Source organism: Pseudomonas sp. B21_DOA, assembly GCA_030544685.1.
Taxonomy (GTDB): Bacteria; Pseudomonadota; Gammaproteobacteria; order Pseudomonadales; family Pseudomonadaceae; genus Aquipseudomonas; species Aquipseudomonas fluorescens_AO.
Map to the genome: position 1 here is coordinate 4,715,563 of CP086683.1, position 21,390 is coordinate 4,736,952.

At 61.0% G+C, this 21,390-nt stretch carries 12 protein-coding genes and 9 pseudogenes; 14 read left to right on the forward strand and 7 right to left on the reverse strand.

The window, feature by feature from the left end:
* The first annotated feature begins 28 nt into the window (after nt 1–28).
* The 3 genes and pseudogenes from LJU32_21685 (at nt 29) to LJU32_21695 (ending at nt 4,406) form a co-directional block, all read left to right on the forward strand.
* A pseudogene (locus LJU32_21685) lies at nt 29–1,632 on the forward strand (methylcrotonoyl-CoA carboxylase).
* Between the two features lie 13 nt (nt 1,633–1,645).
* Nucleotides 1,646–2,458: a gamma-carboxygeranoyl-CoA hydratase gene (locus tag LJU32_21690; GenBank protein ID WKV88118.1), complete on the forward strand. Its 813-nt coding sequence runs from the start codon at nt 1,646–1,648 to the stop codon at nt 2,456–2,458.
* Nucleotides 2,458–4,406, forward strand: a pseudogene (locus LJU32_21695) (acetyl/propionyl/methylcrotonyl-CoA carboxylase subunit alpha). Before LJU32_21690 ends, LJU32_21695 begins: the two are co-directional and overlap by 1 nt.
* Nucleotides 4,407–4,448: 42 nt before the next feature.
* Here LJU32_21695 and LJU32_21700 read toward each other — a convergent pair.
* Nucleotides 4,449–5,108 carry a helix-turn-helix domain-containing protein gene (locus tag LJU32_21700; GenBank protein WKV88119.1) on the reverse strand — a complete coding sequence of 220 codons (660 nt, stop codon included), beginning with the start codon at nt 5,106–5,108 and terminating at the stop codon, nt 4,449–4,451.
* A 130-nt stretch (nt 5,109–5,238) separates the two neighbouring features.
* Here LJU32_21700 and LJU32_21705 point away from each other — a divergent pair, with 130 nt between their 5' ends.
* A complete protein-coding gene (locus tag LJU32_21705) occupies nt 5,239–5,637 on the forward strand; it encodes a DUF3077 domain-containing protein (protein WKV91167.1) in 399 nt (132 codons plus the stop codon).
* A gap of 416 nt (nt 5,638–6,053) precedes the next feature.
* Nucleotides 6,054–7,205 (forward strand): M14-type cytosolic carboxypeptidase, encoded by a 1,152-nt coding sequence (locus LJU32_21710; protein ID WKV88120.1) that lies wholly within the window; start codon nt 6,054–6,056, stop codon nt 7,203–7,205.
* Between the two features lie 57 nt (nt 7,206–7,262).
* On the opposite strand, the gene LJU32_21715 is transcribed toward LJU32_21710, so the two are convergent.
* Both LJU32_21715 and LJU32_21720 read right to left on the reverse strand, forming a co-directional pair.
* A complete protein-coding gene (locus tag LJU32_21715) occupies nt 7,263–7,808 on the reverse strand; it encodes a cytochrome b (GenBank protein WKV88121.1) in 546 nt (181 codons plus the stop codon).
* Nucleotides 7,805–8,911 (reverse strand): catalase family peroxidase, encoded by a 1,107-nt coding sequence (locus LJU32_21720; protein ID WKV88122.1) that lies wholly within the window; start codon nt 8,909–8,911, stop codon nt 7,805–7,807. Before LJU32_21720 ends, LJU32_21715 begins: the two co-directional genes overlap by 4 nt.
* Nucleotides 8,912–9,067: 156 nt before the next feature.
* Here LJU32_21720 and LJU32_21725 point away from each other — a divergent pair, with 156 nt between their 5' ends.
* From LJU32_21725 to LJU32_21740, 4 genes and pseudogenes are all read left to right on the forward strand, one after another.
* Complete coding sequence (locus LJU32_21725; protein WKV88123.1) at nt 9,068–9,574, forward strand: sigma-70 family RNA polymerase sigma factor; 507 nt, start codon at nt 9,068–9,070, stop codon at nt 9,572–9,574.
* Nucleotides 9,571–10,326, forward strand: coding sequence for an anti-sigma factor (locus LJU32_21730; GenBank protein ID WKV88124.1), 756 nt, complete (start codon nt 9,571–9,573; stop codon nt 10,324–10,326). Before LJU32_21725 ends, LJU32_21730 begins: the two co-directional genes overlap by 4 nt.
* 208 nt (nt 10,327–10,534) lie before the next feature.
* Nucleotides 10,535–11,664, forward strand: a pseudogene (gene zapE / locus LJU32_21735) (cell division protein ZapE).
* Nucleotides 11,665–11,890: 226 nt separating this feature from the next.
* Nucleotides 11,891–13,203 (forward strand): annotated as a pseudogene (locus tag LJU32_21740) (leucine-rich repeat-containing serine/threonine-protein kinase).
* A 99-nt stretch (nt 13,204–13,302) separates the two neighbouring features.
* Here the strand turns inward: LJU32_21740 and LJU32_21745 are convergent.
* Nucleotides 13,303–14,006: pseudogene (locus LJU32_21745) on the reverse strand (YebC/PmpR family DNA-binding transcriptional regulator).
* A gap of 219 nt (nt 14,007–14,225) precedes the next feature.
* On the opposite strand from LJU32_21745, the pseudogene vgrG reads away from it, so the two are divergent.
* Nucleotides 14,226–15,619 (forward strand): annotated as a pseudogene (vgrG, locus tag LJU32_21750) (type VI secretion system tip protein VgrG).
* A 104-nt stretch (nt 15,620–15,723) separates the two neighbouring features.
* On the opposite strand, the gene LJU32_21755 reads toward vgrG, so the two are convergent.
* On the reverse strand, nt 15,724–16,584 hold the full coding sequence (locus LJU32_21755; protein WKV88125.1) for a LysR family transcriptional regulator: 861 nt from the start codon (nt 16,582–16,584) through the stop codon (nt 15,724–15,726).
* Between the two features lie 113 nt (nt 16,585–16,697).
* On the opposite strand from LJU32_21755, the gene LJU32_21760 reads away from it, so the two are divergent.
* Together LJU32_21760 and LJU32_21765 are read left to right on the forward strand one after the other, a co-directional pair.
* Complete coding sequence (locus tag LJU32_21760) at nt 16,698–17,807, forward strand: 2-aminoethylphosphonate--pyruvate transaminase (GenBank protein WKV88126.1); 1,110 nt, start codon at nt 16,698–16,700, stop codon at nt 17,805–17,807.
* A 150-nt stretch (nt 17,808–17,957) separates the two neighbouring features.
* A pseudogene (locus tag LJU32_21765) lies at nt 17,958–18,784 on the forward strand (phosphonoacetaldehyde hydrolase).
* Between the two features lie 90 nt (nt 18,785–18,874).
* Here LJU32_21765 and LJU32_21770 read toward each other — a convergent pair.
* Nucleotides 18,875–19,171, reverse strand: a complete 297-nt coding sequence (locus LJU32_21770; protein ID WKV88127.1) for a hypothetical protein — start codon at nt 19,169–19,171, stop codon at nt 18,875–18,877.
* Here LJU32_21770 and LJU32_21775 point away from each other — a divergent pair.
* Together LJU32_21775 and LJU32_21780 are read left to right on the forward strand one after the other, a co-directional pair.
* The gene (locus tag LJU32_21775; GenBank protein ID WKV88128.1) at nt 19,165–19,533 is read left to right on the forward strand and encodes a hypothetical protein; all 369 of its coding nucleotides are present in this window, start codon (nt 19,165–19,167) and stop codon (nt 19,531–19,533) included. The genes LJU32_21770 and LJU32_21775 overlap by 7 nt on opposite strands.
* 344 nt (nt 19,534–19,877) lie before the next feature.
* A pseudogene (locus tag LJU32_21780) lies at nt 19,878–20,425 on the forward strand (cytochrome b).
* 3 nt (nt 20,426–20,428) lie between these two features.
* Here the strand turns inward: LJU32_21780 and LJU32_21785 are convergent.
* Nucleotides 20,429–21,353, reverse strand: a pseudogene (locus tag LJU32_21785) (pyridoxal-phosphate dependent enzyme).
* Nucleotides 21,354–21,390: the final 37 nt, after the last annotated feature.

A 21,390-nucleotide genomic window follows, 5' to 3' on the forward strand; every position in this document is an offset into this window, starting at 1 on the left:
GCTAGAAGCTGCTTACGGAGTAAGCCCCATGATTCTGCACACTCAGCTCAACCCGCGTTCAGCGGAGTTCGCCGCCAACAGCGCGGCGATGCTCAAACAGGTCGACGCGCTGCACACCCTGCTCGCCCAAGTGGCGCAGGGTGGCGGTGTCAAAGCGCAGGAACGCCACACCTCGCGCGGTAAATTGCTGCCGCGCGAGCGCATCAATCGCTTGCTCGATCCGGGCTCGCCGTTTCTCGAAATCAGCCAACTGGCGGCTCACGCCGTGTATGGCGAAGACGTCCCGGCTGCCGGGGTGATCGCCGGGATCGGCCGCGTCGAAGGCGTGGAGTGCATGATCGTCGCCAACGATGCGACGGTGAAAGGTGGCTCGTATTACCCGCTCACCGTGAAAAAACACCTGCGCGCGCAGACCATCGCCCAGCAGAATCGCCTGCCGTGCATTTATCTGGTGGATTCCGGTGGCGCGAACCTGCCGCGTCAGGACGAAGTGTTTCCGGATCGCGAGCATTTCGGGCGGATCTTTTTCAACCAGGCCAACATGAGCGCCATGGGCATCCCGCAGATCGCCGTGGTCATGGGCTCGTGCACCGCTGGCGGCGCGTATGTGCCGGCAATGGCGGACGAAGCGATCATGGTGCGCAACCAGGCGACGATTTTCCTCGCCGGCCCGCCGCTGGTGAAAGCCGCGACCGGCGAAGTGGTCAGCGCCGAAGACCTCGGCGGCGCCGATGTGCACTGCAAGACTTCTGGTGTGGCCGACCATTACGCCGAGAACGACGAACACGCCCTTGCCCTCGCCCGCCGCAGCGTTGCCAACCTCAACTGGCGCAAACTCGGCGAGGTGCAGCAACGCACGCCGATTGCGCCGCTGTACGCCAGCGACGAGTTGTACGGCGTGGTTCCGGCTGACGCCAAGCAGCCATTCGATGTGCGCGAAGTGATCGCGCGGCTGGTCGACGGTTCGGTGTTCGATGAATTCAAAGCGCTGTTCGGCACCACGCTGGTCTGCGGTTTCGCGCACCTGCACGGCTACCCGATCGCGATTCTGGCGAACAATGGCATCCTCTTCGCCGAAGCCGCGCAGAAAGGCGCGCACTTCATCGAACTGGCCTGCCAGCGCGGCATCCCGCTGTTGTTTCTGCAGAACATCACCGGTTTCATGGTCGGCCAGAAGTACGAAGCCGGCGGCATCGCCAAGCACGGCGCGAAACTGGTGACCGCGGTGGCCTGCGCCAAAGTGCCGAAATTCACCGTGATCATCGGCGGCAGCTTCGGTGCCGGCAACTACGGCATGTGCGGTCGCGCTTACGACCCGCGTTTTTGTGGATGTGGCCGAACGCGCGGATCGGCGTGATGGGCGCCGAACAGGCCGCCGGAGTGCTGGTGCAGGTCAAGCGCGAACAAGCCGAACGCAGCGGTCAGGCGTTCAGCGCCGAGCAGGAGACCGAGATCAAGCAGCCGATTCTCGATCAGTACGAAGAACAGGGTCACCCCTACTACTCCAGCGCGCGGCTGTGGGACGACGGCGTCATCGACCCGGCGCAGACCCGCGACGTACTGGCCCTGGCCTTGTCCGCGTCGCTGAACGCGCCAATCGAACCGAGCCGCTTCGGCGTGTTCCGGATGTGATGGGGAGAATCTGATGAACGACTTCAATACCCTCGAACTGCAAAACGATCCACGCGGTTTCGCGACGCTGTGGCTCAATCGCGCGGAGAAAAACAACGCATTCAACGCCGAGATGATCCGCGAACTGATCCTCGCTCTCGACAAGGTCGCCAGCGATTCGAGCCTGCGCTTCCTGCTGCTGCGCGGGCGCGGCAAGCACTTCAGTGCCGGCGCTGACCTGGCGTGGATGCAGCAATCAGCGGAACTCGATTACCACACCAACCTCGACGACGCCCGCGAGCTGGCCGAGCTGATGTACAACCTTGCCAAGCTGAAAATCCCCACGCTGGCCGTGGTGCAAGGCGCGGCGTTTGGTGGCGCGCTGGGCTTGATCAGTTGCTGTGACATGGCGATCGGCGCCGATGACGCGCAGTTCTGCCTGTCGGAAGTGCGCATCGGCCTGGCGCCGGCGGTGATCAGCCCGTTCGTGGTGCAGGCAATCGGTGAAAGGGCGGCGCGGCGTTATGCACTGACGGCCGAGCGCTTCGGCGGCCAGCGGGCGCGGGAGATCGGCTTATTGTCGGAAAGCTATCCCGCCACTGAACTGGAGCAACAGGTCGAACAGTGGATCGACAACCTGTTGCTCAACAGCCCCGCCGCCATGCGCGCCAGCAAAGATCTGCTGCGTGAAGTCGGCAACGGCGCGCTGACCCCGGCCCTGCGCCGCTACACCGAAAATGCCATCGCGCGGATTCGCGTCAGCCCTGAAGGCCAGGAAGGCTTGCGTGCCTTCCTGCAAAAACGCCCACCGAACTGGCAAGCCGCATCAACCAAGGAGTCGCGTTGATGAGCGCACCTGTGATTACCACCCTGCTGGTGGCCAACCGCGGCGAAATCGCCTGCCGCGTGATGCGCACCGCCAAGGCTCTGGGCCTGACCACCGTCGCCGTGCACAGCGCCACCGACCGCGATGCGCGGCACAGCCGTGAAGCCGATATCCGTGTGGATCTGGGCGGCAGCAAGGCTGCCGAGAGTTATCTGCAAATCGATAAATTGATCGCCGCCGCCAAGGCCAGCGGTGCCCAGGCGATTCATCCCGGCTACGGCTTTCTCTCGGAAAACGCTGGATTCGCCCGCGCCATCGAAGCCGCCGGACTGATCTTCCTCGGCCCGCCCGCCTCGGCCATCGATGCGATGGGCAGCAAATCCGCCGCCAAGGCGCTGATGGAAAAGGCTGGCGTGCCACTGGTGCCGGGTTATCACGGCGAAGCGCAGGATCTCGATACCTTCCGCGAAGCCTGCGAACGCATCGGTTATCCGGTGCTGCTCAAGGCCACGGCCGGCGGCGGTGGTAAAGGCATGAAAGTGGTCGAGGATATCAGCCAACTCGCTGAAGCCCTCGCCTCGGCGCAGCGCGAAGCGCAATCGTCATTTGGCGACTCGCGGATGTTGGTGGAAAAGTATTTGCTCAAGCCGCGTCATGTGGAGATTCAGGTGTTCGCCGATCAGCACGGCAACTGCCTGTACCTCAACGAGCGCGACTGCTCGATTCAGCGTCGGCACCAGAAAGTCGTCGAAGAAGCCCCGGCGCCGGGTCTGACGCCCGAGTTGCGCCGGGCAATGGGCGAAGCGGCTGTGCGTTCGGCGCAGGCGATCGGTTATGTCGGCGCCGGCACCGTGGAGTTTTTGCTGGATGCGCGCGGCGAGTTTTTCTTCATGGAGATGAACACGCGGCTGCAAGTCGAGCACCCGGTAACAGAAGCAATCACCGGGCTCGATCTGGTCGCCTGGCAGATCCGCGTCGCCCGTGGGGAAGCGCTGCCGATTACCCAGGCGCAGGTGCCGCTCAACGGTCATGCGATTGAAGTGCGCTTGTATGCCGAAGATCCGGCGAATGATTTCCTCCCGGCCACCGGGCGTCTGCACTTGTACCGCGAATCGGCGCAAGGGCCAGGGCGGCGGGTCGACAGCGGCGTTGAGGAAGGTGACGAGATATCGCCGTTCTACGACCCGATGCTCGGCAAACTGATTGCCTGGGGCGAAGATCGCGAACAGGCACGCTTGCGTCTGTTGAGCATGCTCGACGAGTTTGCTATTGGCGGGCTGAAGACCAACATCAATTTCCTGCGCCGGATCATCGCGCATCCGGCATTTGCGGCGGCAGAGCTGGATACCGGGTTTATCCCGCGCTATCAGGAGCAATTGCTGCCTGCACCAGGCACATTGAGCGATGAGTTCTGGCGGGCGGCGGCGCAGGCGTTTGCGCAGAGTTTGCCCAAGCGTGCGCGGGCAGATGATCCCGCCTCACCCTGGTCTTGCGGCAGTGGTCTGCGGGCAGGCTTGCCGGCAGAAATCACTTTACATCTGAGTTGCGAGGGCAGGATCGCGCACTGACATTGGGAGCGGCGGCCCACGCCAGACTGCTGGGCGAAGCGCTGGTCGTCGAGCATGACGGCGTGCGACGCACATTGCGGGCGATTCATCAGGGTGGCGCGTTGTACCTGGAATGGGAAGGCGAGTTGCGGCGCATCGAAGCGTTCGATCCGATCAGTGCCGTTGAAGCCAGCCACAGCCATCAGGGCGGTCTGACCGCACCAATGAACGGCAGCATCGTGCGTGTGTTGGTCGAAGTGGGCCAATCGGTCGAGGCCGGGGCGCAACTGGTGGTGCTCGAAGCCATGAAGATGGAACACAGCATCCGCGCGCCGCACGCCGGGGTGGTCAAAGCGCTGTACTGCCGGGAAGGCGATATGGTCAGCGAAGGCAGCGCTTTGGTGGAGCTGGAAGAGGAGTGAAATGAAAGGATCGATCCTGGCCTTGAGCGAGGATCGATCCGTTCAATAACGCGCCGTCGCCTGAACCACCACGCCGATAATCCGGCATTCATCGGTGAGCAGGGTTTTCGGCCAGGTTGGATTGAGCGGCACCAGGTAACGCTGGCCGGCCTGCTCGTCGAGTTTGCGGAAAATCGCTTCTTCGCTGTCCGGCCATTGGGCGATCACCAGTTTGCCAGGCACCGCCTCCAGCTCCGGGTCGACCAGAATCAGCATGCCCTCGGCAATGCTCTGGCCGCTGGGCGCAGTCATCGAATCCCCCGTCACCGTCAGCCAGAACGCCGCACCGCCGCGAGCGTGGTAATCCGTGAGTTCGAAGCGCTGCTTCGCTGATGCTCCGGGATAGCTCGCCGCAGCGTCGCGCACTTCGCACGGTGCACGCCAATCGCAAACCGGGTAACGGAAGTACGGGTTGTACTTCTGCGCCAGCGGCATCTCGTCATCCGCGGCGGGCTGCGGTTCGCGGATCACCAGCACGACTTCGAGGAAGTCCATTCCCAGCGCCTTGAGCACGCGATTCATTTCGGTAACACCGGGTTCGCGACGCTTGTTCAGCCAATGACCGATCCCGCCCTGGGACATGCCGACGCGCTCTCCGAGCTCTGTTTGAGTGACTTTGAGTTCACTCATCTTGGCCTTGACCAACTCAATCCATTTATCCATGTGCCGCACCTTACGCGGACGTCTTCGACCAGCAAAACACATATTGTAGTATTTAAATTCTCGTCACAAATACAGGCGGTACTATCCTAGGGAAACGGACTTTCAAATGAACATGGAGTGCCTTCTCATGATGAACATCAGCAGCAAAGACCTGCCCGATCTGCAAATCGACACCAGCTTCACCTCGCCTCAAGGTAACGCCGCGGCACAGCGAGCGCTGGACTACTACTTGAAACCGACTGTTTCGAAATCCGAGACGGACGAACGTTTTTTCGATGTCAAAAACCATCTCAGTGGCGAGGAAGCACTGGTGCACGCCTCGGACTTGTTGCGATGTGCAGCCGCTACAGCGTTCAAGGCTGCAGAAAACCTGCAAGGCACGAATCGCGACCTGGCCTTCTCGGTGGTGCACATGGTGGATATGGCGCGGGCGATGGTCGACCATTCGATCGACAACGACGAAGTCACGGCGGACAAGGTACGGGCGGACAGGAAAGAATTTTCCCATCGAGTAGATAAAAACGTTTGACTTGCAAATGATAATGATTATTATTGCAAGCAGCTGGTCGCGAGATCAGTCGATGGACCAGAGACCTTAGGTCGGTCTTCTGGACTATCTCCTCATCAGGCTAATCACGGTTTTTGACCCGGCTTTTTGCCGGGTCTTTTTTGCCCGTTTTTCGGGCTTGTGTCTTCAGGCTAATGAAGTCTTTGGGTGCTGCAAATTCGATGGCGCGGATCATATCAAATGAATATCGATTGGCAAGCCAGACCAGGCTCCATCGGGCCTAACTAATGGCGATCAGCACTTGAGAATCAATCGCATAGCCTCTAAGCTGCTGGCGCGTCACGGAAGACGCCCCCGCTACACCCGCAATTCCCCTCGGTTTCAGCCCTGCCTGCGTGTAAAGTACCGATCATAAAAATCCTGCTCTGGAAGCGATTATGACCGTGGCCAAATCTTCGTTCGACATCAGCGCCAATTTCGACAGCGGCAATATCCAAGTCATCGACATCAGCAACCCGCTCAATCCGGTTCTGGCCATCCGTCCGGACACCCGCAGCGCTCATTTTCAGTGGTTCCACTTCAAAGCCAGCGGCCTGCATGTGCATCAGGAACACTGGTTTCGCCTGGTCAATGCCAGCCAGTCCTCCTACAACAAAGCCTGGACCGGTTATCAGGCAGTCGCTTCCTACGACCACGTCAACTGGTTCCGTATCCCTACCAGCTTCGAAGGCGACAGCCTGCGCTTCTGCCTCGAAGCCGAACAGACTCACGCCTGGTTCGCCTACTTCGAACCCTACAGCCGCGGCCGTCACGACTGGCTCATCGAGCAGGCGCTGAGCAAGGCTGGCACCGAATTGCTGGCGACCGGCAAAAGTGTCGAAGGCCGTGACATTCAATTGCTGCGCAAAGGCAGTGGCGACGAAGGCCAGCGCAAGATCTGGATCATTGCCCAGCAGCACCCGGGCGAGCACATGGCGGAATGGTTCATGGAAGGCGTGATCGAGCGTCTGGAACGCCATGACGACCCGATTCTGAACAAACTGCTGGCCAGCGCCGATCTGTATCTGGTACCGAACATGAATCCGGACGGCGCCTTCCACGGCCACCTGCGCACCAACGCCATGGGCCAGGATTTGAACCGCGCCTGGCAGAACGCCAGTCAGGACATCAGCCCCGAAGTGCTGTTCGTCCAGCAGCAGATGGAAAAGTATGGCGTCGATGCGTTTATCGACGTACACGGCGACGAGGAAATACCCCACGTCTTCACCGCCGGCTGTGAAGGTAATCCCGGCTTCACACCGCGCATCGAAAAGCTTGAAGAGCATTTCCGCAGCCACCTCAAGCACACCACCAAAGATTTCCAGACCACCTACGGCTACACCCGCGACGAACCGGGTCAGGCCAACATGACGCTGGCCTGCAACAGCGTCGGACAGAAATACGACTGCCTGTCGCTGACCCTGGAGATGCCGTTCAAGGACCACGACGACCACCCGGACAAGCTCACCGGCTGGTCGGGCAAACGTTCGAAGCAATTGGGCAAGGATGTGCTGACCACGCTCGCCGACATGGTCGACACCCTGCGCTGATCCCCTCCCTGTAACGACAAAAGATCGCAGCCGGCCTGCGATCTTTGCTTTAACCGGTCAGCCGCGATCACGCCCGCGCAACATGCTGTCGAGGACTTCGTCACGACGCACCCAGCCATGAAACAGCGCCGCCGCCAGGTGCAGCAGCACCGTCAGAAACAGCAGATACGCCAGATAGCCGTGCGACTTGCGCAGCAGCGCAAACAGTTGCGCATCGGCCGGCACAATCGACGGCAGATGCAGCGACGCCGAGAGCATCACCGGCTCGCCCGACGCACTGATCATCGCCCAGCCGAGCAGTGGCAACACCAGCATCAACGCATACAACAAGACATGGGAAGCCTTGGCTGCCAACACCTGCCAGCCCGGCAGATCATCCGGCAACGGTGGCTGACGCGTAGTGAACCGTACCAGCAGACGCACAATCACCAGCGCCAGAATCGCGATGCCCAGTGGCTTGTGCAGATGAATCAGCCATTCATGGCGAGACGACACCGAAGTGACCATGCCCGCGCCGATAAACAGCATGGCGATGATCATCAGCGCCATCAGCCAGTGCAGCAGGCGCGCCAGCAAAACGAAATGAGTCGGTTGCTTGTTCATGGACGAGCCTCCTGTTTGGCGGCGGGCAACTGGCTGACTTCGCTGGTGCGACGCAGGTAGGAATCGGCGTAACCGGCAGAACGCGCGGCCAGCAGTGGATCTTCCGAGCCTTGAATTCCGGCCGGCAATACCAGCGGGTCGTAGTTGATGTCGCGGCATTCACCACTGAGCTGCGGCTGGGTTTTCTCCAGCACCAGAGTCCCGGCGTTCAGCACTTTTCGATTTGCGGGCCAAGTCTTGCTGGCATCGTTGACCGGGTCGTCGGCGTTGGCCAGGGTGATGTTCAACTGGAAGCGCAAAGGTGCGGCGGCCAGGCGTTGCACCAGATCCTTCTCGAGAAAGTCTGCGCCTTCAGGGGCGGTGGCACCTGCCGCGTCCTGCGCCAATGGCGTCATGCTCCAGCGCACCGCCTGTTTCTTGCCGTTGCCATCGACCAGATAGAACGCGTTGATGCTGTTATAGGTTTCCGTGGCGTAACTGGCCGAAGGCTTGGCGGTCTTCACCCACGTCAGAAACGGCACGGCTTCCGGGTGTGCGGCGAAAAACGCCGGCACCTTCGTTGGATCGGGCTTGCCGGTGGCCGGATCAGGCGACTGCGCCTGCTGCAATTGATAGAACGCCTCGGGCGTGCCGACCGGGAACACCGGCATGCTGTTCATCCCGGTGCGCCATTGCTGCCCGTCAGCCTGAGTGAAACGCAGAGCCAGACTGCGGATCGGCACGGCGCTGTCCGGCGCATAGGGATTGCCGGCCGGCAAGGCAAAACGCCCCACCACCGGCGTCTGCGGCAGGTTGAACACTTGTGCCGTGGAGAACGCGCGTGCCTCGCCGCTGCTTTCGAAATGGCCGATCACGCAGACACCCTTGGCGTGATTGCGGCGGAAACCGGGATGCACGCCGTTGTTCTTTTCCAGCACATCGACCAACGCTTTTGGCGTCAGTCGTTGTGGGTCAAGGTTGCCATGCACGTAGGCAAACGCCCCGGCCACAGCGGCGACGATTACGCCAATGGCGCCCAGACGCAAGATCAGGCTCGCGGCGCTCAGTGGCGGGCGCGCAGGCCTGCCCGGCGGTGCCGCGTTAGGGGACGAGCGATCAACCATGAATATCTCCAGGCCATCGGCCACAATTGGAAAGAGTCAGCAAGACGCACCCCGTCCGGGTTTATTCCACGGCGCGGTATTTATTTTTGCGCACGGGGAATAACCTGCACTGACGGGCGTCTTCCTAGTCCACAGCGTAGCGACCAGCAGAAATTCATGAGCGAATTCGACGAACAGTTGAGAGAAATCATTCCCAGATTGCGCCGCTTCGCCGTGTCCTTGACGCGCAACAGCAGCAGCGCCGACGATCTGGTCCAGGCCAGCCTCGAACGGGCACTCTCGGCGTGGGGTGAAAAACGTGCCGAAGGCGACTTGCGCGCCTGGCTGTTCGCGATCCTCTATCGGCAATTTCTCGATGCGCACCGTCGCTCGCGGCGCTATGCGCGCATGCTGGAATTTTTCACCGGTCGTGACGATGCCGAACCCTCGGTGGAACGCACCGTGATTGCCCAGTCGACCCTGCAAGCCTTCGAACGCCTGCCCACCGAACAGCGCGCTTTGCTGCTGATGGTCTCGGTGGAAGGCCTGTCCTATAAAGAGGTCGCCGAGATCCTCGGCGCCCCAATCGGCACCGTGATGTCGCGCCTGTCCCGCGCCCGCCAGGCCTTGCGCCAACTCAGCGACGGCGAAATCAGCAGCCCTTCCTTGCGGATACTCAAATGATCAGCCTGCCTCCCAGCGAACGCGATTTGCACGCCTACGTCGACCACCAGCTCAGCGACGCCGATCGGCGCGTGCTCGAGACCTGGCTGGCCAGCCATCCTGAAGAAGCGGCGCAGGTGCGCGCCTGGCAGCGGGACGCCCAGCAATTGCGCGCAGCGTTGAGTGGCGCGTTGCAGCAGCCGAGCAATCCGGCGCTGGATCCTTTGATGATTCGCCAGCGTCGCCGTCAGCAGTCACGTCGGCATCTGGCCAGCGCGGCGGTGTTGCTGATCGCCGTCAGCGTCGGCGGTTTCAGTGGCTGGCAGGCGCGGGAAATGACCCTGGTGCGCCCTGCACAACTCCCGATGACTGACGCCTTGCAAGCCTATCGACTGATCGCCCAGCAAGGCGTAATGCCCGCCGATTACAAGGTCGACAACGACGGCGACATGCAGCGTTGGCTCGACCGTTACTTCAGCGACGCCAGGCGCTTGCCCGATCTCAAGGCAGCGGGATTCGAGCCGGTCAGCGGGCGCTTGCTCAGCACCGATGAAGGCCCGGCGGCGATGGTGATGTATGAGGATGGCAGCGGTCACAAGGTCAGTTTCTACCTGCGTCCGCCAGGACCGAAAAACACCCTGCTGCCGCGCGGTTCGCGCAGCGATGGCGATCTGCAAGCCGATTACTGGTCAGGGCCGGGGTACAACTATGCGGTGGTCAGCCCGACCGACTCGCCAGCGGCGCAGTTGCTCAAGCAATCGCCACCGTTCTGAGACGATCTCCTGTAGGAGTGAGCCTGCTCGCGATAGCGTTTTTTCAGACACTGATGATGACTGATTAGCCGCTATCGCGAGCAGGCTCACTCCTACAGTGGACCGTGTACGCCGTGATATTTCATGTAGCCAACGCCCGAGCTCTGGTTACACTTGGGCCACCGCGCTCCCGCTGGAGCCGGTCCACTCAACCAGGAGCCTGTCCCGCGTGTCCGCCCGAACGCCGAAACGATCACGTCTGAGCCAACGCTGGCCGATCTTGCGTCGCCTGTTCGGCAAAAGCCTGCCCGCCAGCGCCGGGCACGATGCGCATGCCGCAGCCATCCGCGATTACTTCCGCGACAAGGCCAAAAGCCAGGGCTACACCCTCAGCCGCAGCCAGCAGCAAGTCATCGATTGCATGGCGCAGCAGGCCAGCGTGCTGCTGGGCGACGGCGTCCACACGCCGCCGAGTCTGTACCTGTATGGCGCCGTCGGACGCGGCAAGAGCTGGTTGCTCGACGGTTTCTTCCAGGCGCTGCCGATCACGCGTAAACGCCGCCTGCATTTCCATCAATTCTTCGCTCGGTTGCACGACGGCATGTTCCGTCATCGCCAGCTGGAAGACGCACTGGAAATCACCTTGGACGAGTTGCTGGAAGATTGTCAGGTACTGTGTTTCGACGAGTTTCATGTGCACGACATCGGCGACGCGATGCTCATCACGCGGCTGTTCAAGGCCCTGTTCAAACGGCGGATCATGCTGCTGGTGACCTCCAACTACGCGCCTGAAGGCCTGCTGCCCAATCCGCTGTATCACGCGCGGTTCAAGCCGGTGATCGAGCTGATCAACACGCGCATGCAGGTGATGGAAGTCGGCGGCGCCCACGACTACCGCACGCTCAACCGTCAACACACGCATCAAGTGTTCACCCAAGGTCATTACGTGTGGCCGGGCACAGCAGCTCAGCGCCAGGCCCTGAACCTGCCCCCATCGGACGCGCCTGCTCTTGCCCTCGAGGTTGGCAAGCGCCAGCTTCGAGCACGCTTGTGCGAGGGCCGAAGAGTCGCGTTCACCTTCAACGACTTGTGTGAACAACCAACGGCGGTGATGGACTATCTGCAGCTGTGCCAGCGTTTCGACCAGTGGATCATCGATGACCTGCCGCAGCTCGGGAGTGTCCGATCGCCGTGCAGCAGCGCTTCATCAATCTGATCGACGTGCTTTACGACCAGGACAAACACCTGACGCTGCTGGGCCAACTACCGCTGGGCCAAAGTCTTGAAGGAAACGCCATCGACCTGGCACGCACGCGCAGCCGGCTGGGGCAATTGCAGGAAATCCACGCCCCCGCCTGATATGCCGCACCTTGTGGAAGCGAACCCTGTGGGAGCGAGCCTGCTCGCGAAAGCGGTGTATCAGTTACATAAATTCTGACTGACATACCGCTTTCGCGAGCAGGCTCGCTCCCACAGGTCCCGAGCCAACTTCAATACCAGATAAACCAGACATTGCTTTACCGCTATCATGTCGCCCATCCTCAGCGCCCCCGCGTCGCTCCACCGATCAATAGCGAAACCAGACATGCACACCCTTGCTCAACTGCGCGCCGGCGAGCTGTCGGGCATTACCCGCCTCGACCTGTCTTGCGGCCTGACCGAATTCCCCAACGAAATTTTCCAACTCGCCGACACGCTGGAAGTGCTCAACCTCAGCGGCAATGCGCTGAACAACCTGCCCGACGACCTGCATCGCCTGACCCGCCTGCGCGTGCTGTTCTGCTCCGACAACCTGTTCACCGAGCTGCCGGCGTGCCTCGGCCAGTGCACCGCGCTGACCATGGTCGGCTTCAAGGCCAACCGCATCGTCAATGTGCCCGGTGCCGCCCTGCCGCCGCAGCTGCGCTGGCTGATCCTCACCGATAACCGCATCGAGAACCTGCCGAGGGAACTGGGTGAACGCCCCGCTTTGCAGAAGCTCATGCTCGCCGGTAATCGCCTGCGCTCGCTGCCAGAATCTATGCGCGATTGTCATCGACTGGAATTGCTCCGTATCGCCGCCAACCAGCTCAACGAGCTGCCACAGTGGCTGCTGACCTTGCCGAGCCTGACCTGGCTGGCCTACGCCGGCAATCCGCTGGAAACCGAAGCCGATGCCGCCGCACTGGAGGCCACGCCACTGATCGACTGGTCGGCGCTGCGCCTTGAACAACAACTGGGCGAAGGCGCTTCCGGGGTGATTTCCCGGGCGGTCTGGCAGCGTGACGATGGCTCGGCGCAGGCGGTTGCGGTGAAGTTGTACAAAGGCGAAATGACCAGCGACGGCTCGCCGTTGCATGAGATGAACGCTTGCATCACTGCAGGCCTGCACCCGAACCTGATCCGCGTCGAAGGACGCATCAGCGGCCATCCCGATGAACAGCAGGGGCTGGTGATGCAACTGATTGATCCGAGCTTCGGCAATCTCGCCGGCTTACCGAGCCTGGACTCGTGCTCGCGGGATGTTTATGCCGAAGATTGCCGGTTCTCCGCCGAGGTTGCCCTGCGCGTCGCCCAAGGCATCGCCTCAGCGGCCGAGCACCTGCACCGCCAAGGCATCACCCACGGCGACCTCTATGGCCACAACATCCTGTTGAATGATCGCGGCGATTGTCTGCTGGGGATTTCGGCGCGGCCTCGTTTCACGCCACCCGCGATGATGTGCAAACACGCGCATTGCAGCGCTTGGAGGTACGTGCGTTCGGTGTGTTGCTTGGGGAAGTGTTGGCGCGTGTCGACTCGGGGTTGAGTACAGAGCGGCGCCTGGCATTGGAAGCGCTGGAGCAGCGCTGCTGTCAGGCGGATGTCTCGGGACGCCCGGCATTCAGCGAAGTCAGTGAAATTCTGCAAAACCTTTGACCGCTGCGCGGCATTCGCGAGCAGGCTCGCTCCCACATTAGACATGCATTCCAATGTGGGAGCGAGCCTGCTCGCGAAAAGGCTTACCGGCGCGACAGATCAGCCAGCCAGACCGACAAACATGTCCTGCACGTCATCATGGTTGTCGAGGCCTTCGAGGAACGCTTCGACTTCAGCCATTTGCTCGTCGCTCAGGCCGCTGACCGGATTTTTCGGCTGGTAGCCAAGCTTGGCCGAAAGCACGGTGAAGCCTTGTTCCGGCAGCGCTTTCTGCACGGCGTCGAGGTCAGTCGGATCGGTGAGGAACAGCGTCGCGCCCTCTTCACCCGGTTCGAAATCCTGGGCACCGGCTTCGATCGCCGCCATCTCCGGATCGGCGTCCGGGGTGTCCGGCGAAGCTTCGATCATGCCGACGTGGTTGAACATCCACGCCACCGAACCGGAAGCGCCCAACTGGCCCTTGCGGAACGCCACACGGATTTCCGCGACGGTGCGGTTGATGTTGTCGGTGACGCATTCAACGATCAGCGGCACCTGATGCGGGGCAAAACCTTCGTAGGTCACGCGATGGTATTGCACGGTTTCACCCAGCAGACCGGCGCCTTTCTTGATCGCGCGATCGAGGGTTCTTTTGGCATCGAGGCTTTCTTCGCCTGTTCGACCACCAGACGCAGGTGTGCGTTGGTGGCGGTATCGGCACCGTTGCGCGCAGCAATGGTGATTTCCTTCACCAGTTTGCCGAAGATCTTCCCTTTGGCGTTGGCTGCCGCTTCTTTGTGTTTAACCTTCCACTGTGCGCCCATTACTCACTCTCTTGATCTGTGGCGCCGAGACATCTATTGGCCGACGCGTGGCGGCAAGTTTATACGGCCTAAAGTCGGCAATCACCCAAAAAACAGCCAGCGGAATCGACATCTTCACCAAAGCATGTAGGGGATTCTGAAAAGCGCCTTTGACATGACCATTCAGCCTGACGGTTTCGTACCCTTGAAACCCCGTATCGCCTGACAGGGCCTGCTCGAATGCTCAATGACAAGGAAAGTCCGTTCACCCTTACGCTGACCGACAGCGAATTGCGCCTGCCGGTCGTGCGTTTTCGCGGCGAGGAGGCGTTGAACCAGCCCTACCGTTTCGACATCGAACTGCTCGGCCTCGCCCCCGCCATCGCCCCTGGCTCCTTTTGCACAGGCCGGCCTTTCTGCGGCTGAGTGAACAGCACGGTTTCCACGGCGTCATTACCAGCGCCAGTTGCGAACATCGCGGCACGCATCGGGTGGGCTATCGGCTGATTCTGGTGCCGCATCTGCAACAACTGGCGCAAGCGCCTGAACGACGTGTGTTTACTCGCCTCAATGCGCCGCAAATCATTCAGCAATTGCTTGAAGAGCATGCCTTGCCGGCGCACAGCTACCGCATTGACATGAGCGTCGGCCATTACCCGCCGCGGGCGTTTTGCATTCAATACGACGAAAGCGATCTGGCGCTGCTGCAGCGGCTCTGTGAAGAAGAAGGCATCCACTATCACTTCGAACATGGGCCAGACGGCCATGTTGTGGTGTTCGCCGACGACAGCCTGAGCCTGCCACAGGAACCGGTCGAAATCCCTTTCAACGCGGATGAGCACCCGCCCACGCCCTGCGTCAGCGCGCTCTATCAACAGCACCGCGCAGCGCCGGTGCCGATGCTCCATGCGGTACGCAATCGCGGCCAGCCTGCCTGCATTGATGAAGCCGCCAACGAAGCCTCGGCAGGGTTGCAAACGCCGGCGCGATCAATTGAACGCCTGTATGCCGAACAACGCAGCCGGCGCCATTTGCAACGCCAACGCTGCCAGCTGCGCTCGATTCACGGGCGCAGCGATTGCAGCGACTTGCTCAGTGGCCGATTGCTGTTGGTGACCGAGCACCCAATTCATCACTTCAACGAACAATGGCTGATCAGCGCCGTACGCCACCACGGACAGCACCCTTCGATTCTTGACCCGGGCGCAACGGTTCATCGCTATCACAACGATTTCACTGCACAGCCCTGGTCGAGTGACTTTCGCCCAGCACTCAAACAGCCGCGTCCGAATGTGGCCGGTTACCACCTGGCGCGGGTAGCGGGTGCGCCGGGGCAGCCAGCGCAAGTAGATGAAAACGGCTGCCTCGCCGTGATCCTGTGGCCCGCTGACAATCAGTACGGCAACGACAGTGACGCCCTCTGGCTGCCAATCGCCCTGAGCCGGTTGAACGGCCCCGTCGCCGTCGACGATTTACCCAGTGCCGGCAGCGAAGTGTGGGTCAGCTTTCTCGACAGCGATCCGGACCGACCGATCTTGTGCCTCGGCCACCCACGCCAGCCACCGGCCCGCGAGGCAGAGCCCGCGCGCGACAGCCTGCTGCTCGACTGGCTGATCAACCGCGCCGAACACTAGAGCACAGACAAAAGATCGCAGCCTTCGGCAGCTCCCGCATTCATCGCGCCAGGCGCAGAATCCATGTGGGAGCGAGCCTGCTCGCGAAGAGGGCGCCTCGGTATTCAGGCTGGCGCCAAATCAAAAAACGCCTGAATCAAGCGCAACTCGCGTCGGCGCTCCATGCAGCCGATCATGTGCCGGTTCACCAGCCCTTCCCCGGCAATCGGGATCGCCACCACGCGCGGGTCATGACTGACCTCCACCGATGACACCACACCCACCCCCAACTCGGCCGCAACCGCTTCGGTCACGGCCTCGCGACTGTCCAGCTCCAGCAACACCCGTGGCTGAATCGAAGCCTGCGCACACGCTTGATCAAAAGTGCGCCGGGTAATCGAACTCGGCTCGCGCAGAACCATGATCACTTGGTCCAGCTCCTTGAGTTTCACTTCACCGGAGCTATTCGCCCAACGATGCCCCACTGGCACCAACGCACAGATCCGCGACTCGCTCAGTGCTTGCAGATGCAGGCCCTTGCGCGGCTCGACCTCGGTCAGCACCGCGACATCGGCGTGTTCCGACAACAGCGCCGCCAGGGTTTCCTGCGCGTTGCCCAGACGCAGGTTGACGGTGATGCCCGGATAGCGTGCGCGCAGGCTCGCCAGCATCGGCATGACCATGTGCGGCCCATCCGCCGCCACCTCCAGACGCCCGGTCAATAACTGCCGATTTGCTTCGAGCAAGGTCTGCGCTTCTTCGGCCAAGCCGAACATGGCGCGGGTGATCGCCGCCAGTTTGGTGCCCTCCTCGGTCAGTTCCACCCGTCGCGCGGTGCGCCGCAACAAGGTGATCTGGTAGTGCTCCTCCAGCGCCTTGATGTGTCCGGTGACTGCCGGCTGGCTGATGAACAACCGCGCAGCCGCGCGGGTGAAGCTGCCTTCGCGGGCCACGGCATCGAAAGCGCGCAGCTGAAACAGGTTCATGGATAACCCTCACTGATGGCTGGCATAACAACAAACAATTTGATTGATGCAATGGCGAATTGCAACGTAGGGCCCGTAGCTTCATCCCCCAGCGTTTTCGCAAGGACACATGAATGAGTACCGCCGCACCGATTCTGCTCACTCCCGGCCCGTTGACCACCTCGGCCCGCACCCGTCAGGCAATGATGCTCGATTGGGGCTCGTGGGATGACCGCTTCAACCAGTTGACCGCCAGCGTTTGCGAGCAATTGCTGGCCATCCTCAACGGCGCCGCCAGCCACCACTGCGTACCGTTACAAGGCAGCGGCACTTTTGCCGTCGAGGCGGCGATCGGCACGCTGGTGCCGCGTGATGGCAAAATTCTTGTGCTGATCAACGGCGCTTACGGCAAGCGGCTGGCGAAGATCTGCGAAGTCCTCGGGCGCTCGTTCAGCACGTTCGAAACCGCCGAAGACGAACCGACCAGCGCCGCCGACGTCGAGCGCTTGCTGCGTGCCGATGCTGACCTCACCCACGTGGCGCTGATTCACTGCGAAACCAGTACCGGCATCCTCAATCCGCTGGCACAAATCGCCGAGGTCGTGGCGCAACACGGCAAACGCCTGATCATTGATGCCATGAGCTCTTTCGGCGCATTGCCCGTAGACGCGCAAAAAGTACCGTTCGAGGCGCTGATCGCCGCCTCCGGTAAATGCCTGGAAGGCGTACCGGGGATGGGGTTCGTCTTCGCCCACAAGGAATCCCTGGCCGCCGCTGCCGGCAATTCGCACTCGCTGGCGATGGACCTGTATGACCAGCACGCCTACATGCAGAAGACCGGGCAATGGCGCTTCACCCCGCCCACCCATGTGGTCGCGGCACTGCACGAAGCATTACTGCAATACAGCGAAGAAGGCGGTCTGCCGGCGCGGCATGCGCGGTATGCGGCGAACTGTCAGGCGCTGATGGAAGAGATGAACAAAATCGGTTTGCGCAGCTTTCTGCCAGCGGCGATCCAGGCGCCGATCATCGCCACTTTCCATGCGCCGCAGGATCCGCGTTACCAGTTCAAGGACTTCTACGAGCGGGTCAAAGCCAAGGGTTACATCCTCTACCCCGGCAAACTGACCCAGGTCGAAACCTTCCGCGTCGGCTGCATTGGCCACGTCACCCCGGACCAAATGCGCCAGGCCGTGGCAGCGGTGGCTGAAGTGCTGCGCGAGATGGAAGTGCTAGACATCTGAGCGCCCCACGGTTCCTGTGGGAGCGGGCTTGCCCGCGATAGCGGTCTGACATTCAGCATGGATGTCGACTGAAAGGGCCTCATCGCGGGCAAGCCCGCTCCCACAGGATCGCCAAATTCGAATAGTTCTTTTTCACAGGAATTGATTGCCATGAACTACACCAACCCAAACAAGCTGCAAGCCGCGATCCTCGACTGGGCCGGTACCGTGGTCGATTTCGGCTCGTTTGCGCCGACACAGATTTTTGTCGAAGCCTTCGCCGAATTCGACGTACGGGTATCGATCGAAGAAGCCCGGGGCCGATGGGCATGGGCAAGTGGGACCACATCCGCACCCTCTGTGATCAGCCGCAGGTGGCCGAGCGTTATCGCCAGGTGTTCGGTCGCACGCCGACCGATGACGACGTCACCGCGATTTACAACCGTTTCATGCCGTTGCAGATCGAGAAAATCGCCGAGCACTCGGCACTGATTCCCGGCGCGCTGGACGCCATCGCCCAACTGCGCGAGCAAGGGATCAAGATCGGTTCCTGCTCCGGCTACCCTAAAGCGGTGATGGACAAAGTCGTCGAACTCGCCGCCAGCAACGGCTACGTCGCCGACCACGTGGTCGCCACCGACCAAGTGCCAAACGGTCGTCCATGGCCGGCGCAAGCGTTGGCCAACGTGATCGCTCTGGGCATCGACGATGTTGCAGCGTGCGTGAAGATCGACGACACCGTGCCAGGCATTCTCGAAGGTCGCCGGGCCGGCATGTGGACGGTTGCGCTGATTTGCTCGGGCAACGCGCTGGGTCTGGACTATGAAGGTTTCCGCGCGTTGGGCAGCGACGAACTGGCCAGCGAACGCCAGCGCATCCACGCGCTGTTTGAAAGTTCGCGCCCGCATTACATGATCGACACTATCAGCGATTTGCCGCAAGTAATCGTCGACATCAACAAGCGTCTGGCCAACGGGCAGATGCCGCAGAACCCCTGAGCCTGTCTAAAAGAAAACACCGCTGTTCGAAGTTCCCAGCGGTGTTTTTTTTGTTTTACATATTACAAATACAAACTAAGGTTTTGAAACTTACTCCGTAACAAGGTTACCTTCCGCATCATAAACCAGACCCTCTGGGGTTTTAACGCGGCCATCAGGCAACCGTTCGGTACCGTCTTCCCAGACAATACGCCCATCCGGATATTCGATTGTATTGTCCGCCCAAATAATCAGCCCGCTTGGGTGTTCAACCCGGCCATCTTCATGCTGGATGATTCCTTCGGGTAGCGAAGTCGAACCGTCAGTATCGGCGGTTGCTCTGGCGGCCTGGATCAATGCGATCAACGCCACCGGGTCGATATTGATGTTGATTGTCGGCCATGGCACAGGCGGTCGCTTCGATTCGGTTGGCGCCGTCGGTGCAACCGGGGCGGTCGGTGCTACTGGTTTGGGCGGCACAACCGGCTTGGTCGGTGCCTCTGGCCTCGGCGGCACAACCGGTTTGGTGGGTGCCACTGGCCTGGTCGGGACAACCGGTTTGGTCGGTGCCACTGGCCTGGTCGGCACAACCGGCTTGGTCGGTGCCACTGGCCTGGTCGGCACAACCGGCTTGGTCGGTGCCACTGGCCTGGTCGGCACAACCGGTTTGGTCGGTGCCACTGGCTGGGTCGGCACAACTGGCTTGGTCGGTGCAACCGGCTTTGTTGGCGCAACCGGTTTGGCAGGAACTACCGGCTTTGGCTGGGTGATAGACGGACGAGGTTTGGGGATCGGACTTTTCATATTGATACTCTGATTAACAAATTAGCATTCATCTTTAATAACAAGCTAAAGACCCGAACCAACAGTAATCGCGAACAACAACACACTCAAACCAAAATAAAGCACAAGATATAAACAACATGAAGTTACGCTACAGCAAAATAAACAGAAGAATGACTTTAAAGTATTCAGTCAATTCACTCCGCACTCTTTGCACTGTGTTCATTGCAAAAAAACAGCGAGCGCTGCGGGCAAAAACATCTCGACAGGTTTACAGTGAAAGCAGTGCCGCGATGACGGCCATTGCATTCCGATCCAGAGGAAAAATCTCATGCCGTGGACAAGCTCAGAATCGCGTTACAGCACTGTTTCGGTTCTGCTGCACTGGCTGATGCTGGTGCTGTTGGTGCTGGTTTACGCCAGCATGGAATTGCGCGGTTTCTTCCCCAAAGGCAGCGGCGGCCGCGCGTTGATCCGCGAAATGCACTATCTGCTCGGCCTTACTGTGTTCGTACTGGTGTGGTTTCGCTTGCTCGCGCGCAGCCTCGGCCCTGCGCCGAAAATCTTCCCCGCATCCCCGCCTGGCAGACCTTGGCGGCGCGGCTGATGCATTGGGCGTTGTACCTGTTCATGCTGTGCATGCCGATATTGGGCTGGCTGATCACCAGCGCCGAGGGCCATCAGGTCATGTTCTATGGCTTCGATTTGCCGCTGTTGATGGATGAAGACAAGGCCTTCGCCAAACAAGTCGAAGGCTGGCATGTGCTGATCGCCACGATCGGCTATTGGCTGATCGGCTTGCATGCGCTGGCGGGTATTTATCACCATTACGTGGTGCGCGATAACACGCTGTTGCGGATGATGCCCAAGCGCGGCTGAGCGTCAGGGCGTTGCGGTAAATCCGCGCCGCCCTTGCAGGCCCCCGTGTGAACGAAAACCACTCGAGTGCCAGCAGCGAATCCGCCTGACTCGACAAGCTGCTTGAGCGCCAGCAAGGCCTTGCCGGTGTACAACGGTTCCAAAGGGACGCCACTGACCTGCTCGGTCTGTTCGATGAACGTCAGCAACGTCTGGTCAACCTTGGCGAAGCCACGCCGGCTGGCGTCGATCAACCGATAGCTCGCCACGGGCCCGACGGCTTGCGCCAGGATCGACTCGATGTTCGGCGCTACGCCGTGATCATTCGGCACCGCCAGCGCGCCATACAGTGAGCGCTTGCCACTGTCAGCCAGCGCCAGCCCGGCCAGGGTCGTGCCGGTGCCACAGGCCAGCCACCAGGCGTCAAAATCATCCCAGCCCAGCTTGGCCAATTGTTCGTCGACCTGCTGCATGATCGCAGCGCAACCCAGCGCGCCGGCCAATCCACCGCCACCCTCTGGCACCGCATGCAACGTCGGATATCGCTCCTGCCACGGCGTCCAGAATCCGGCCTCGTGCCGCGCGCGATAGCCGGCATAACCCAGCCAGTGCAACTGCATGCCGAACGCGTGCAGATCCTCCACCGTCGACGTGTCCTGCGGATGCCCGCGCAGCAGCCCCACGGTTTTGAACCCCAGCCGCTTGCCTGCCGCCGCCAGCGCGTGCAGGTGATTGGAATGTGCACCGCCGAGACTGATGATGCCTTCGGCGCCGGCGCGCTCGGCGGTTTTGAGATGTTCGACGAGTTTGAACCACTTGTTGCCGCTGATCAGCGGGTCGATCTGGTCCAGGCGCAGGATCGCGACTTCGACGCCGGCACTTTCCAGCCAATCAAGACGGAGCGGTTGGAGGGGGCCTGGGGTAGCCAGTTGGCGGGAGGCAGAAGCATGGGCACTGTGCAATCTGGAAAAGACCACATACTAGTA

What these genes read in the sequence shown, in the direction of transcription:
- LJU32_21690 (WKV88118.1), top strand. Translation starts at nt 1,646, where the DNA reads ATGAACGACTTCAATACCCTCGAACTGCAAAACGATCCACGCGGTTTC.
- LJU32_21725 (WKV88123.1), top strand. Translation starts at nt 9,068, where the DNA reads ATGAGCGAATTCGACGAACAGTTGAGAGAAATCATTCCCAGATTGCGC.
- LJU32_21715 (WKV88121.1), bottom strand. Translation starts at nt 7,808, where the DNA reads ATGAACAAGCAACCGACTCATTTCGTTTTGCTGGCGCGCCTGCTGCAC.
- LJU32_21760 (WKV88126.1), top strand. Translation starts at nt 16,698, where the DNA reads ATGAGTACCGCCGCACCGATTCTGCTCACTCCCGGCCCGTTGACCACC.
- LJU32_21775 (WKV88128.1), top strand. Translation starts at nt 19,165, where the DNA reads ATGGCACAGGCGGTCGCTTCGATTCGGTTGGCGCCGTCGGTGCAACCG.
- LJU32_21700 (WKV88119.1), bottom strand. Translation starts at nt 5,108, where the DNA reads ATGGATAAATGGATTGAGTTGGTCAAGGCCAAGATGAGTGAACTCAAA.
- LJU32_21730 (WKV88124.1), top strand. Translation starts at nt 9,571, where the DNA reads ATGATCAGCCTGCCTCCCAGCGAACGCGATTTGCACGCCTACGTCGAC.
- LJU32_21720 (WKV88122.1), bottom strand. Translation starts at nt 8,911, where the DNA reads ATGGTTGATCGCTCGTCCCCTAACGCGGCACCGCCGGGCAGGCCTGCG.
- LJU32_21710 (WKV88120.1), top strand. Translation starts at nt 6,054, where the DNA reads ATGACCGTGGCCAAATCTTCGTTCGACATCAGCGCCAATTTCGACAGC.
- LJU32_21705 (WKV91167.1), top strand. Translation starts at nt 5,239, where the DNA reads ATGAACATCAGCAGCAAAGACCTGCCCGATCTGCAAATCGACACCAGC.
- LJU32_21755 (WKV88125.1), bottom strand. Translation starts at nt 16,584, where the DNA reads ATGAACCTGTTTCAGCTGCGCGCTTTCGATGCCGTGGCCCGCGAAGGC.